Origin of the sequence: Aedoeadaptatus acetigenes, assembly GCF_025566985.1 — a bacterium.
GTDB classification, from domain to species: domain Bacteria; phylum Bacillota; class Clostridia; order Tissierellales; family Peptoniphilaceae; genus Aedoeadaptatus; species Aedoeadaptatus acetigenes.
Genome location: NZ_JAOQJD010000009.1, coordinates 61965 through 75827, shown reverse-complemented (window position 1 = coordinate 75827; position 13863 = coordinate 61965). Strand labels below are relative to the sequence as shown.

Genomic DNA, 13863 nt, shown 5'->3' with positions numbered 1-13863 from the left:
GGGTGTTAATCCCGTTACAAATCGTCGGGAAGCTTGCGTCCGTCGATTTTTCTGTAAAACTGATTGTCTGCCGGATCCAGGGGCGGCAGATCGTAGCCCATGCGCTGCATTTCGTTGAGCTTAAAGATCATGAGGTTCACGTCCACGGAAAAGGCTCGGGCCATGTCCATGTAGGAGTAGCCCGCCCGCGCCATGGCGTAAACGGCCTCGTCTTCCAGGAGGAAGTGGGCGGAGAAGATATTGGCCTCAAGCTCCATGGCGTCGGTTAAGTGGAAGAGGGTGTATTCGATGAGGGCATCGGCCTCGGCGTGGTTTCTGTGGTAGAGGTGGTGGCCCAGCTCGTGGGCCAGGACCATGCGCTGAATCGGCGTCGGCATGCGGTCGTTGTAAAAGACGAAGGGCTTGTTCAACACCGTTTTGTACATCCCGAGGAGCTTTGTGGAGGTGGCCATGGCCACGAGGCCTACGCCCAGGGCCTCCAGCACCGCCTTGGGATCTGCGCCGTAGCGGGCCCGCAGGCGATTGGCATCGTCGTAAAGGTGGCGGTAGCGATTACTCGTCTTGTTCATAAGGGTCGCCCGCCTTCTTCGATTCGTTCTCCAGCTTCGCGCGGAAATAGGCTTCCTGTATGGCCTCAAACACCGCCTGCTTGTCCTCTTCGTCCAAGCGGCCGCCGGCAAAGAGCCCGATGACCCCGTCCACCAATTCACGGGCGTCGTCGGCGCCGCTTTTTCCCCAGCGGGCCTCGGCCGCAGAGATAAAGGCGTCTTCTTCCGTAAAGAAATAGGTTTTGGGCACGTGGAAGAGGGCGGCCAGGGCGTCGTAGGTGGCGTCGTGGCGGGGGCGCAGGCCGCCGGTTTCGTAATTGGATATGGTGCGCAAAGAAAGGCCTAGAGCCTCGGCCAAATCTTTTTGTGTCATGCCTCGCTCCTTGCGCAGGGTTTTTATTTTTTTTCCGAATGTCATGGGTCACCTCGAATGGTTTGTGCGCAATTAAATTGCGTGTATATGGAAAAACAACCTTGAAATATGCAATCGAATTTCGTATTATGGAGACAAATAGGAAATCGAATTGCGTAAATCATAAAATGAATTGCGCCTTTTGTCAAGAAAGGATCGCCATGAAACGGGTTATTTTACATTCGGATATGAACAATTGCTATGCCTCCATTGAAATTCAGAGAAACCCGGACCTCCGGGGCAAGGCCCTGGTCGTGGGGGGCTCCGTGGAAGATCGCCACGGCATCGTCCTGGCCAAGTCCATGGAGGCCAAGGCCATGGGCATCAAAACCGGCGAGGCTTTGTGGCAGGCGAAAAACAAATGCCCGAACCTCGTCGTGGTGGCGCCCCACTACGAGGTGTATTTGGATTTTTCCAGAAGGGCCCGGGCCATTTACTACGACTACACCAATCAGGTGGAGCCCTTCGGCCTGGACGAGTGTTGGCTGGATGTGACGGGGAGCGTGCATCTCTTCGGCACAGGCGAGGCCATCGCCCACGCCATTCGCCGGCGCATGAAAAAAGAACTGGGCATTACGGTTTCCGTAGGCGTGAGCTTTACAAAGACTTTCGCGAAGCTGGGAAGCGACATGAAAAAGCCCGATGCCGTGACGGTCATCGCCGAGGAAGACGTGGCGAGGAAGGTCTATCCCCTTCCCACCGACGCCATGATCGGCATCGGCAGCAAGACGAAGGAGAAGCTGCGGGCCGTGGGGATCCACACCTTGGGGGATTTGGCTCAGGCGGATGTCGCCCTTTTGAAAAGCCGCCTCGGGATCAACGGCGAGAAGCTTTGGAAAAAGGCCCGGGGCATGGAGGAAGATCCGGTGCGGGACCGAGACGACCTTCTGCCCGTAAAGAGCGTGGGCAACGGCATTACCCTTCGGGAAGATTTAAAGAGCCCCGTGGAGGTGCGGCGGATCTTTCAGATTCTCGCTCTGAACGTGGCGCGCAGGCTCAGGGAAGGGGAGCTCATGGCCCGGGGCATCGAGATCCATTTGCGGGATAAAGATTTAAGAAGCATGACCTTTCGGCGCATGCTCCCCACCGACGGCGCCTCTTCTTTTTTGCTTCGAGACAGCGCCTTCGATCTTTACACGGAGAAGGTGGATCCCGCTCGCCTCATTCGCGCCGTGACCCTTCGGGCCACGAATCTCGTGCCGAGCAAGGCGGCGGTGCAGACGGATTTTTTCTCAGATTACGAAAAAAAGAAAAAAGAAGAGGATTTGGACCGGGCCATTTATACAATTCGTCGGCGCTACGGGGAAGAGGCAATAACTTTTTTAGGGCTCCTGAACGATACGAAAATGCCCATTCATACCCAAGATGTGATCACTTTGCCCCATCCGGTCTTTCGATAATCGTTTAAAAATTCCCGCAAACGGGGTAAATAGATTGAATAGAACATGGGGATCCGATAAAATAGGGAATAGACAGAAAAGGGAGGTGGTGTCCGTGAAAAAGTCGCCTTACACCGGCTTGGCCTTAATTACGCAGGTGGGACTGAATGTCCTTCTGCCCATATTGGGGTGCATGCTGCTCGGTGCGTGGTTAGACAAAAAAACGGGCGGAAGCGGATTGTTTCTTCTGCTTCTCACCCTTCTGGGCATCGCCGCCGGCGTCATGAACATCCTTCGCTTGGGCAAGAAGCTATGAAAGATCGTTTCACCAACGAATACATCGCCCTCACCGCAGGGCTTACGCTCGTGGTCTCGGGGGTGCTTCTTATGGCCTTAAAAGACCCGAAGCCCGCTGTTTTGGGCTGGATCTTCGGCTCGCTGATTGCCATGGCCATGTTTAAGCTCATGTACTTTACCTTGCTCCGCGCCGTGGACAAATCCGAGGCGCAGGCGTCGCGCTACGCGGGTATGCACTACCTGTTTCGCTTCGCCCTCTACGCTACCGTCTTGGTGGTGGCGGCCAAGGCGGAGTATTTGAGCCTTGTGGGGACGTTTTTCGGTCTATTATCCGTCAAGTACGTGATACTCTTTAGAAACATGTTCGACTATCTTCGCAGTAAGAAAGGAGGGGGCTTTTGAAACGAGGCATCGTCTTTCACGCAGGTGATAAGACCATATGGCTCCACGAATCCCTGTTCACGACCTTCGTCATCGTGATCGTGCTCGGGATTCTCAGCTTGTATATTCACTCGAAAATCAAAAAAGCCGATTTCAAGGAAAAGCCCACGGGACTTCTGCACATCGTCGAGATCGCTGTCGAGGCGATCAACAATCTGACCGTGCAGACCATGGGCGAGCACAACATGGGGTTTGCGCCCTACATGCTCTCCTTGGGCGCGTTTTTAGTATGCGCCAATCTGTCCGGGCTTTTGGGCTTTGTACCGCCGACAAGCGACTACAATGTCACCCTGGCACTCGCTTTAATTACCTTTGCCATGATCCACTTCTTCTCCGTCAAGACCAAGGGGATCGGAGGCTACTTAAAGCAATACGCCGAGCCCATCGCCATCTTAACGCCCATTAATATTTTAGGAGAGCTGGCCAATCCCGTCTCTCTCAGTTTCCGTTTGTTCGGCAACATATTAAGCGGCATGTTAATCATGAGTCTGGTCTATCAGGGATTAGGTTTGATCTCAAAATTCATCATTCCCCTCGTCGCGTGGCCCCTACACGGCTATTTCGACGTATTCAGCGGCGTGTTGCAAACCTTTATCTTCCTCATGCTGTCCATGACCTACATTAACTCGGACATGGCGTCTCCGGAAGAAATCGCAGAGAGAAAAGCAAAAAAGCAGTCGTAACCATAGAAAGTGTATAGGGAGGAAAACACTATGCAAATCACCAGTGAAGCGTTCATCTTAGGTTGCTCGGCCATCGGCGCCGGTTTAGCAGTTATCGCAGGGATCGGCCCCGGGATCGGTCAAGGGTATGCGGCAGGTCAGGCGGCAGCTGCCGTAGGACGTCAACCGGAAGCGAAAGCGGACATCGTACAAACCATGCTCCTCGGTCAAGCCGTTGCGGAAACCACGGGTATTTACGGTCTGGTTATCGCTATTATCTTATTATTCGTAAAACCCTTATTAGGCTGATTAAAGGCGCAGAGAACCGAAAGGAGTTGTCCCTATGGAAATTTTTGTCGTGCCGGACATGTGGAATGTGTTGGCACAATGGGGCGCCACACTTATCCTGTTTCTCGTCATTCGCCACTTTGTCTATAAGCCGATGAACGAATTTTTGACAAAAAGGCAAAACAGTGTCGTCTCCGAAATTGAAGAGGCGGAGGAACTGTTGCATGAAGCGGAAGCGCTTCGCGACAAATACAAGGATAAATTACAGCAGGCCCGCAAAGAGGGGGCTGAAATCATCGAAGCCTCCAGAGAACGGGGCCGCGATCTGGAAAAATCCGCCGAGGAAGAAGCCAAGGCCCACGCGGCAAAGATCATCGACAAGGCGGAAAAAGACATCGCCCTGGAAAAGGCCCAAGCCTTAAAAGACGTGCGCGAAGAAACCGCCGATCTCGCCGTGATGATCGCGGAAAAACTGCTGCAAGACAATATTGACGCAAAAAATCAAGACGCATTGGTAGACGGCCTCATCGAAGACTTGGAGAAGAACCATGTATGATGAAGGCCTGAGCAAATACAGCATCGCTCTCTATGAAGTGCAGAAAGCATCCGGCGACGATCTGTTGGATTATCTGGACGATGTGCGGGAGGCATACAAAGACAAAGCCTTTCTCACCGCCCTGTCCCATCCGAAGCTTCGCCCGGAACAAAAACACGCGCTAATTAAAAAAGTGTTTGGCGACACATTGCCCGAGCCCTTGTTTAATTTGCTCTACGTCGTGGCCGATCACGGCCGCTCGAATCGCCTGGTGCGCATTTTAGACGCCTACGAAGACATGTGCTACGAGGCCAAAAACATCGAGCGGATCGTCGTCGTCGCGCCCATGCCCCTGTCCGACGGAAAAGTGGAAGCCATCCGAAAGGCCTACGGGAAAAACCGCCCGGGCCAAGTGGAGGTAAAGGTCGAAATCGATCCGAGCTTAATCGGCGGCGTGAAAATCATCACCGAAGACGGCGTCATCGACCGCAGCCTGTCGAGGCAGCTTGAGGATTTAGGGCGCAGCTTGAGAAGAAACGCATAGAGAGGTGAGACATGAATCTAAGATCAAAAGAGATCGGCGCCGTCATACGGGAGCAGATCAAAAACTATAATGTCGACTTGGTCATGGAAGATGTGGGCACCGTCATCGAGGTCGGCGACGGAATCGCCCGCATCTGGGGCCTGGAAGACGCCAAGGCCGGCGAATTAATCGAATTTCCCGGCGGCATTTACGGCATGGTCCAAAACCTGGAAGTTAACAATGTGGGCGTCGTCTTACTCGGCGACGGCGACATTAAAGAAGGGGACGAAGTCAAGGCCACGGGCAAAGTCGTGCAGGTACCCGTCGGCGAAGGCCTCTTGGGCCGCGTCGTCAACGCCCTGGGCGCGCCCATCGACGGCAAAGGCGACTACCCCTACGAAAAAACCATGCCCATCGAAAAAATCGCCCCCGGGGTTATTACGAGACAATCCGTCACCGAGCCCCTGCAAACGGGCACCAAGGCCATCGACGCCCTGTTCCCCATCGGCCGCGGCCAACGGGAACTGATCATCGGCGACAGGCAAACGGGCAAAACCGCCATTGCCATCGATGCCATCATTAATCAAAAAGACACCGACGTCATTTGTATCTACGTGGCCATCGGTCAAAAGACCTCCACCGTGGCACAAATCGTCGACACATTGGAACAACACGGAGCCATGGATCACACCATCGTCGTGGCGGCCACGGCGGCGGAACTTTCGCCGATCCAATACATCGCCCCCTACGCCGGGGTCACCATGGCGGAAGAATTTATGGCTCAGGGAAAAGACGTGCTCATCGTCTACGACGACCTGTCGAAACACGCCGTCGCCTACCGGACCATGAGTCTTCTTTTGCGTCGTCCGCCGGGACGTGAAGCATTCCCCGGCGACGTCTTCTACCTCCACTCCAGATTATTGGAGCGGGCGGCCCGCATGAGCGACGAATACGGCGGCGGATCCATTACGGCCCTGCCCATTATCGAAACCCAAGCCGGGGACATTTCCGCCTACATTCCCACCAATGTCATCTCCATTACCGACGGCCAAATCTTCCTGGAAACGGACCTGTTCTTCGCGGGGCAACGGCCGGCCATTAACACGGGCCTTTCCGTCTCCCGGGTCGGGGGCGCCGCCCAAACGAAGGCCATTAAAAACGTGTCCTCCACCATGAAATTGGATCTGGCCCAATACAGAGACCTGGCCTCCTTCGCTCAATTCGGCAGCGAACTGGACAAGGAAACCCAACGGACACTGGCTCAAGGGGAGCGGATGATGCGCATTTTGCGTCAACCCCAATACCGTCCCATGAAGCTGGAGCATCAAGTCTTGATCCTCTACGCCGTCACCAAGGGTTATCTCTTGGATGTGGAAGTGGACGATGTGTTGAATTTCGAAGAAGAGTACCTGCTCTATGTGGAAAATCACCATCCCGAACTCATTAAAGACTTGCGCGAGCAAAAGACCATGACCGATGCCATCGAAGACGCGATAAAAGCAAGCCTCGTCGAGTTTAAACAGACGCGATAGGAGGTTTTTATGGCATCTACGAGAGAAATTAAACGGCGCATTCGAGGCATAAACAGCATTTTGCAAATCACCAAGGCCATGGAGATGGTCTCCACGGCCAAGCTTCGTCGCGCCCGCATTCGACTTGCCAAAACCAGACCTTACTTCCAAACCGTCGTCGACGACATTCAAGGCATTCTCTCCATTATGGGAGAGGACCATCCCCTTCTGGCGAAGCGGGAAAAAGAAACCGTCCTCTACATCGTGCTCACCTCGGACAAGGGGCTGGCCGGCGGCTACAACGCCAATGTGCTGCGCCTGACCGAAAGCACCATTAAAGCGGACGGCTGCCGATCAAAACTGTTGGTGGTGGGCAACAAGGCCAAGGACTATTTCGATCGTCGCGATTACGACATCGTGAAAGCCTACACGGGCCTCAGCGAAAATCCGAGCTATTCCAACGCCCGGGATCTGGCTGCCGTAGCCATGGAGCTTTACGAAGAGAAAGAAGTGGACGCCATTCGCATCGTCTACACGAAATTTATCTCCACCATCAGCTACCAAGCCGGCGTCACCTCCATTTTGCCCTCCGAGGACTTAAAGGCCAAGGAAGATTCTCCCGCCCCTCGGACGCAAATCGAATTCGAGCCCTCGCCCGAATCGGTACTGGACTACCTGATCCCCATGTATGTGGAGACGGCGATCTTCGGTGCCCTCATCGAGGCGGCGGCCTCGGAACAGGGATCCCGACGGGTATCCATGGAAAATGCGTCGGACAATGCCCACGACATGATCGACGAACTGCAAACCAATTACAACCGCGCCAGACAAGCGGCGATTACCAATGAAATCACCGAAATCGTCTCGGCTGCGGATGCTGTGCAATAGGAAGAGGTATCGGTATGCATGAGAATATAGGAACCATCTGCCAGGTCATCGGGCCTGTTGTAGACATCCAATTCGAGCAGGATCACCTGCCGGATCTGTTAAACGCCATTAAAATTCAAAACGACGAGGAAGTCCTCACCGTGGAAGTGGCCCAACACATCGGCGACGACGTGGTGCGTTGCATCGCCCTGGGCGCCACCGACGGCCTGAAGCGGGGCATGGATGCGAAAGATACCGGCGCGGCGATTTCCGTTCCCGTAGGAAACGAAACCTTGGGCCGCATGTTCAACGTCCTCGGCCAGCCCATCGACGGCAAAGACGCCTTAAAGGGCGATGAAACCATGCCCATTCACAGAAAGGCCCCCACTTTCGAAGATCAGGACACGTCCAATGAAGTCTACGAAACGGGAATCAAGGTCATCGACCTCCTCTGCCCCTACGCCAAGGGCGGCAAGGTTGGCCTCTTCGGCGGGGCCGGCGTCGGCAAAACCGTGTTGATTCAAGAGCTGATCCACAACATCGCTCAGGAACACGGGGGGATTTCCGTCTTCACCGGCGTCGGCGAGCGCACCCGCGAAGGGAACGACCTTTACTACGAAATGATCGACTCCGGCGTCATCGACAAGACGGCCCTCGTCTTCGGTCAAATGAACGAACCGCCGGGAAGCCGGATGCGCGTCGCCTTGACGGGCCTCACCATGGCGGAATACTTCCGCGACGAAGCCGGCCAAGACGTGCTCTTATTTATCGACAATATCTACCGCTTTACCCAAGCGGGGAGTGAAGTCTCCGCCCTCTTGGGCCGCATGCCTTCCGCCGTCGGCTACCAACCGACTCTGGCCACGGAAATGGGCGCCCTTCAAGAGCGGATCACCTCCACGAAAAAAGGCTCCATCACCTCGGTGCAAGCCGTCTACGTTCCCGCCGACGACTTAACCGACCCGGCGCCTGCCACCACCTTTAACCACTTGGACGCCACCACGGTTTTATCGAGAAACATCGCCGGTATGGGGCTCTACCCCGCCGTGGATCCTTTGGACTCCACGAGCCGTATTCTCGATCCCAATGTGGTGGGCGAAGAACACTACGCCGTGGCGCGCAAGGTACAGGAAGTGCTTCAAGAGTACAAAGACCTGCAAGACATTATCGCCGTTTTGGGCCTGGAAGAATTGTCCGAAGATCAACGGATCACCGTAGCCCGGGCGCGGAAGGTGCAACGGTTCTTGTCGCAACCTTTCAGCGTCGCCAGCCAATTCACCGGCATCGACGGCAAGTACGTGCCCATCGAAGAGACGGTGCGCGGCTTTAAAGAAATCTTAGAAGGCAAGCACGACGAAGTGCCCGAATCCGCCTTCCTCTTTGTCGGCGGCATCGACGAAGTTTTGGAAAAAGCGGCGGCGGCCGAAAAAGAATCGGAAGCGTCGGAAACTTCGGAAGCTGCGCCGGAAAAAGACGAAGCGGAAGAAGGGGATGAACAATGATCGACCTGCGTCTGGTGACCCCTCACGCCGACGGCTTTGAAAAACAGGTGGACAAAGTCATCGTCCGCGGGATCTTAGGTGATTTGATGCTCATGGAAAACACGGCGCCCATCGTCACGCCCCTGGCCTACAACACCATGAAGGTCTATATGGATGGCGGCGTAAAAGTCGGCGTCGTTCACGGCGGCTACGTGTCCATGAAAGACAATGTGGCCACCGTGGCCACCACCGCCTTCGAGTGGACCTACGACATCGACGCCACGCGGGCGCAAAAGGCCAAGGACCGTGCCGAAGCGTGGCTGCGAGAGGCTGAGTCGAAGGGAGAAGACACCAGTCGCCAAAGCTACAAAGAAGCCAAGCTTTCCCTGCTGAGGGCCATTAACCGCTTAAATAATGCAGAAATCTGAAAAGAGAGCCGTCGGAGATCTCCGGCGGCTGTTTTTGTGGAAGAAGAAGCGGCAAAGGAAGAGGCGGGTTTGCCGAAAACGGGAAAATTCACAGATACTTTCTGAGAAATCCCCGCCGCCGCCCTTCTGGTACGGGCATTTGAGGCGTGCTATAATAAATTCGTAAACGATTCGCTTTCAGTACGGGATTTAGAGAAGAGGACAAGATGAATGACTTCGCGGATTTTACCAATCGCTTCAGAATAAAAAACTCCCTGCCCGGGGTGTTGACCACGTTGATTCTTTACGGCGTTCTGTTTCTTCTGCAGTTCGCCTTAATCTTTGCCGTGGGGCATTTTCTGAAAGAGCACGAAGACCTGCTTCAAGGGCTCTTCTTTGTCGTGGACTTGGGCGTCGGCCTGCACATCGTCAACGACAAACGAAACGACCCGGTGTACAAGGTGGCCTTTCTCTTTACCATGATCGTTTTGCCCATGTTCGGCGCCTTTCTCTACATCTTGAGCAAATGGGACATTATGCGCCGCTGGTTTTCGGAAAAATTCGAAACATCCAAGAAGAAAAACTTTACCTACTACCGCCAAGATCCGGAGATTCTGGAAGAGACCCGCATGGAAGATCCCCTCTTTTACAATACGGCGCGCTTTTTGTGGAATCAGGAAGATTTTCCCATTTACCGAAACGGGGAATGCGACTATTATCCCATTGGCGAAGTCTACTGGCGCCGCATGTTGGAAGAGCTTGAAAAGGCGGAAAAATTCATCTTCATGGAATACTTCATCGTCCAACAGGGGGAAATGTGGGACAGCATTTTAGATATACTGAAGCGCAAAGTCCAAGAGGGCGTGGAAGTGCGCCTTATGTACGACGGCACGGCGGTGCTTACGAAGCTCCCCCTCAAATACCCGAAGGCCATGGAAGAATTGGGCATTAAGACCAAGGTATTTAAGCCCATCGTGCCCATATTGAGCCTGTACCAAAACCACCGGGACCACCGAAAGATTTTGGTCATCGACAACAAGGTGGCCTTTACCGGCGGGATCAATTTAGCCGACGAGTACGTGAACCTGAAGGCCCCCTTCGGCCACTGGAAGGACACAGGGATTACGATCTACGGGGCAGCGGTGCGCAGCTTCACCAATATGTTTTTGGCCATGTGGGATGTGAACGCCGACGACCCGGAAAGTTTCCGGCCCTACATTATGCCCCCGGAAGAAGAATACAAAGGCAAGAAGACGGGCTACGTGATCCCCTTTGGCGACGACCCTTACGGCAAGAACCGCGTGGGCAAAGAGGTCTACAACGACATGGTGAATCAGGCGGTAAATTATCTGCACATTATGACGCCCTATTTGATTCTCGACGACGAAACCAAGAGCGATTTGATCCACCTGGCCCACACGGGGACCGATGTAAAAATCATTACGCCCCACATTCCCGACAAGAAAATCGTCTTTCGGGTGACCCGCAGCTACTATAAGGAGCTCATTCGAAACGGCGTAGAGATCTACGAATACACGCCGGGCTTTGTCCACGCGAAGAGCTTCGTTTCCGACGACCGAAAGGCCGTGGTGGGCACCATTAACTGCGATTACCGCTCCCTGTTTCTCCACTTCGAATGCGCCGCCTATTTTTACGACGAGGCCATGGCCCGGAAAGTGGAAGCGGACTTTCAGGAGACACTCAAAGAATGCACGCCCTTTACCATGGACATGTGCATGGAATTCAACTACTTCCAACGGGCCGCCGGCCGCGTGCTTCGCATCTTCGCCCCGATTATGTAGGAGGTATCTATGAAACTTTTACGCCTTATTGCCCAGGAGCTTAAGCAGGGGAAGGAGGCCTTTCGCCGCTTTCCTCTGTCCATGGCTTTTGCCGTCGTGGCCGCGATCTTTCAGTGCATCTGGCTCTACAGAAACGAAGCCACGGTGTTTAATGCCTCGCCCCTTCTCTTTTCCGCCGTCGCCGTCATCGGTTTTTTCGTTACCGCGGCGGCCTATTTGTATCTTGAAAGCGTGCGGGAAAAGGAAAATTTCCACGCCCTGCTTTTGGGCACCTGGTTGGGCGTGCTACTTTTTCTCGTGATCAGCGGCTTTCGCCTGGCCTCCATGGGAAAAGAAGGGGTGGACATTTACTTCGCCATGCCCACATGGGCCCTTTTCGCCGCCTCGGGGATCATGGTCTTTTGCGGCGGAAAGATCCACGACGAGCGCCGCTTTCCCGCCTACGTGCTGATTCTCACCATCGAAATCGCCGTGGCCTATCTCTACGCCTTCGTGCTCTTCGCGGCCATGTGCCTCTTGCTCGTCGGGGCCGATGTTTTATTGGGCGTGGTGGATTTTTCTACGGCGGTCATGTATCTGGCTACGATCTGCTTTATGCCCTTTATGGCGGCTATCTTTCTCTCCCGTCTAAGCGCTGTGGAAGGGGGACGGGCCCCCTACGGCGCGGGCATCCACGTGATCAACAATTTGTTTAACAATATTCTCGCGCCGGTTCTGGGCCTTTACGTCCTGCTCCTTTACCTGTACATGGCGAAGATTCTGTTTTTGCACGAACTGCCCACCACCAGCGTCGTGAACCTCATCCTTTGGCCCATGGCCCTGGCCGTCTTCGTGCTCTTTATGGTAGACCACAACCGGGACCGCACCGGCGCCTACTACTTCAGAAAAGCCATGCCTCCGGCGGCCCTGCCTCTTCTGGGCCTCATGTACTACGCCTGGTTTTTGCGGGTGCATCAATACGGCCTCACGGAAAATCGCTACATGATTTTTGCCCTGGGCCTGTGGGTGGCCTTCGCCATGGTCCACTTCATCGTTCAGAAGCGGGAGCTGCACATGATCCTCCCCATGACCTTGGTGGCCGTGCTCTTGGTCTCCGTCTTCGGCGGGCCCATCAGCGCCGACAGCGTGGCCTTTCGCTCCCAGAAAAAGCGCCTGGACCGCATCCTCGTCGCCAATCACATGTTAAAGGGCGGGGAAGTGGTGCCTTCCGGGAATCTTTCCGTGAAGGAAAAGCGGGAGATTCAGGAAATCGTCGAGTACCTGACCCGTCACCACGACGTGTCCCATGTGGCCTATTTGCGGGACGCCAATTCCTCGGAGGCCATGGAGCGCATCTACGGCTTTACGCCGGATAACGCCGGGCCGGTGACGGATCTAAATTACGCCATGGATATGGGAGAAGGCGTAGACATTTCGGGCTACGACAAGGCCTACTTTATCGACACCTACGGCGTCGGGGAACCGGAAGCTACCTCGGGCTTGAAGACCGAGCGGATCCGCGGTAGCGTCACCGTACATCTAAACGACGAGGATTCCGTGAACGTGGATCTGAAAGCTGTGCGCGAGAAGATCCGCATCTTGCGCCAAACCAAGGGCGAGATCGAGCCCGAGGACCTAACCATGGAAGGGGAAAGGAACCGCTGCGCTTACAAGATCTACATTACGGGCACGGTGTTTTTCTCCGCCCAAGGGGAAGTGGATCCGGATGCGGGAATCTCCCTGTGCGTTTTGGTTCGGGAGAAAGAAGGAGAGTAAGTTTCGGAAATACGAAAGGGAAGCATTATTTTGCGTGAATTCATCGAAGCCTTTGTCATGGTATTTATCGGCGAGATGGGAGACAAGTCGCAATTCTTGGCCCTGGCCTTCGCCACCACTTCCCCTACGCGAACGGTGCTGAGTGGGGTGAGCTTGGGGATCGGATTAAACCACGGTCTGGCCATCTTGGCTGCCGTCTTAATCGCCGGCGTCTTCAACAACCTCACCTTTTTGCAGATCATCGCCGGCATTCTGTTTTTATTCTTCGGCCTCTCGGCTCTGAAGATGGATTACGACGAAGAGGAAGAAGAAGCGGTGAAGGCCTCCTCCATGGGGCCGGTGCTCACCGTGGCCTCCGCCTTTTTCGTCGGCGAGCTGGGCGACAAGACCCAACTCATGGCCATGACCCTGGCCATGAACAGCGAGCGGCCGGCGGTGATTTTTCTCGCTACCGTCTCCTCCATGATTCTCGTCTCCCTCTTCGGCATCCTCGTGGGGAAATACGTGGGAAAGAAAATTCCCCAAGTGACGCTGAATTACTTTGCGGCCTTTCTCTTTCTCCTCTTCGGCACCCTGAAACTCTACGGCGCCGTGGACGCGGGCTTTAAGACGCCCTTTTGGATCATTCTCTACGCCCTCATCCTCGCCATCGCCGTGGTATATACCTTGATTCTGAATCAAAAGGCGCGGAAAAAACGGGACTCCCGCTACCTTTACGAAGCCTACAAGCGGGTGCGATCGGCGAAAACACCGGAAGAAGAGGCCGCCATCGCAAAAGAAATCGAAGCCATTACGGGGAAATACTTCGGCGAAGACATTCCCTTTATCGGCGACGTGCTGGCCCACGTGGAGCGCATCCACGGCGTGGACCCGGAAATATACGACGACATCAAAAAGCTGTGATCGGCAAGGGCCGCTCGCGGCTTTTTTCTTGCCGCAAAAAAGGAGGCGATCC

At 54.7% G+C, this 13863-nt stretch carries 16 protein-coding genes; 14 read left to right on the top strand and 2 right to left on the bottom strand.

The window, feature by feature from the left end; genetic code table 11:
- Positions 1-14: 14 nt before the first annotated feature.
- Together OCV31_RS06290 and OCV31_RS06285 are read right to left on the bottom strand one after the other, a co-directional pair.
- Positions 15-569 (bottom strand): ImmA/IrrE family metallo-endopeptidase, encoded by a 555-nt coding sequence (locus OCV31_RS06290; protein ID WP_148473521.1) that lies wholly within the window; start codon positions 567-569, stop codon positions 15-17.
- On the bottom strand, positions 553-966 hold the full coding sequence (locus OCV31_RS06285) for a helix-turn-helix domain-containing protein (RefSeq protein ID WP_148473519.1): 414 nt from the start codon (positions 964-966) through the stop codon (positions 553-555). The genes OCV31_RS06290 and OCV31_RS06285 overlap by 17 nt, the downstream gene beginning before the upstream one ends.
- Before the next feature lie 155 nt (positions 967-1121).
- Between OCV31_RS06285 and OCV31_RS06280 the strand changes: the two genes are divergently transcribed.
- The 14 genes from OCV31_RS06280 (at position 1122) to OCV31_RS06215 (ending at position 13811) form a co-directional block, all read left to right on the top strand.
- Positions 1122-2360 carry a DNA polymerase Y family protein gene (locus OCV31_RS06280; protein ID WP_148473517.1) on the top strand — a complete coding sequence of 413 codons (1239 nt, stop codon included), beginning with the start codon at positions 1122-1124 and terminating at the stop codon, positions 2358-2360.
- A 94-nt stretch (positions 2361-2454) separates the two neighbouring features.
- On the top strand, positions 2455-2655 hold the full coding sequence (locus OCV31_RS06275) for an AtpZ/AtpI family protein (protein ID WP_267303839.1): 201 nt from the start codon (positions 2455-2457) through the stop codon (positions 2653-2655).
- Positions 2652-3038: an ATP synthase subunit I gene (locus OCV31_RS06270; protein WP_148473515.1), complete on the top strand. Its 387-nt coding sequence runs from the start codon at positions 2652-2654 to the stop codon at positions 3036-3038. Before OCV31_RS06275 ends, OCV31_RS06270 begins: the two co-directional genes overlap by 4 nt.
- Positions 3035-3760, top strand: coding sequence for a F0F1 ATP synthase subunit A (gene atpB, locus OCV31_RS06265; protein ID WP_108831997.1), 726 nt, complete (start codon positions 3035-3037; stop codon positions 3758-3760). Before OCV31_RS06270 ends, atpB begins: the two co-directional genes overlap by 4 nt.
- A 30-nt stretch (positions 3761-3790) precedes the next feature.
- Positions 3791-4048 (top strand): ATP synthase F0 subunit C, encoded by a 258-nt coding sequence (atpE, locus tag OCV31_RS06260; protein WP_077074688.1) that lies wholly within the window; start codon positions 3791-3793, stop codon positions 4046-4048.
- A gap of 34 nt (positions 4049-4082) precedes the next feature.
- Positions 4083-4583 carry a F0F1 ATP synthase subunit B gene (atpF, locus tag OCV31_RS06255; protein ID WP_148473513.1) on the top strand — a complete coding sequence of 167 codons (501 nt, stop codon included), beginning with the start codon at positions 4083-4085 and terminating at the stop codon, positions 4581-4583.
- Positions 4576-5106: an ATP synthase F1 subunit delta gene (atpH, locus tag OCV31_RS06250; protein ID WP_148473511.1), complete on the top strand. Its 531-nt coding sequence runs from the start codon at positions 4576-4578 to the stop codon at positions 5104-5106. Before atpF ends, atpH begins: the two co-directional genes overlap by 8 nt.
- Positions 5107-5117: 11 nt before the next feature.
- A complete protein-coding gene (gene atpA / locus OCV31_RS06245) occupies positions 5118-6617 on the top strand; it encodes a F0F1 ATP synthase subunit alpha (protein WP_148473509.1) in 1500 nt (499 codons plus the stop codon).
- Between the two features lie 9 nt (positions 6618-6626).
- Positions 6627-7484, top strand: coding sequence for an ATP synthase F1 subunit gamma (atpG, locus tag OCV31_RS06240; protein ID WP_148473507.1), 858 nt, complete (start codon positions 6627-6629; stop codon positions 7482-7484).
- 14 nt (positions 7485-7498) lie between these two features.
- A complete protein-coding gene (gene atpD, locus OCV31_RS06235) occupies positions 7499-8965 on the top strand; it encodes a F0F1 ATP synthase subunit beta (protein WP_148473505.1) in 1467 nt (488 codons plus the stop codon).
- A complete protein-coding gene (locus OCV31_RS06230) occupies positions 8962-9372 on the top strand; it encodes a F0F1 ATP synthase subunit epsilon (RefSeq protein WP_148473503.1) in 411 nt (136 codons plus the stop codon). The genes atpD and OCV31_RS06230 overlap by 4 nt, the downstream gene beginning before the upstream one ends.
- A 206-nt stretch (positions 9373-9578) precedes the next feature.
- Positions 9579-11153, top strand: coding sequence for a cardiolipin synthase (cls, locus tag OCV31_RS06225; protein WP_148473501.1), 1575 nt, complete (start codon positions 9579-9581; stop codon positions 11151-11153).
- A 9-nt stretch (positions 11154-11162) separates the two neighbouring features.
- Positions 11163-12908 (top strand): DUF4153 domain-containing protein, encoded by a 1746-nt coding sequence (locus OCV31_RS06220; protein ID WP_148473499.1) that lies wholly within the window; start codon positions 11163-11165, stop codon positions 12906-12908.
- 30 nt (positions 12909-12938) lie between these two features.
- The gene (locus tag OCV31_RS06215) at positions 12939-13811 is read left to right on the top strand and encodes a TMEM165/GDT1 family protein (RefSeq protein ID WP_148473497.1); all 873 of its coding nucleotides are present in this window, start codon (positions 12939-12941) and stop codon (positions 13809-13811) included.
- Positions 13812-13863: the final 52 nt, after the last annotated feature.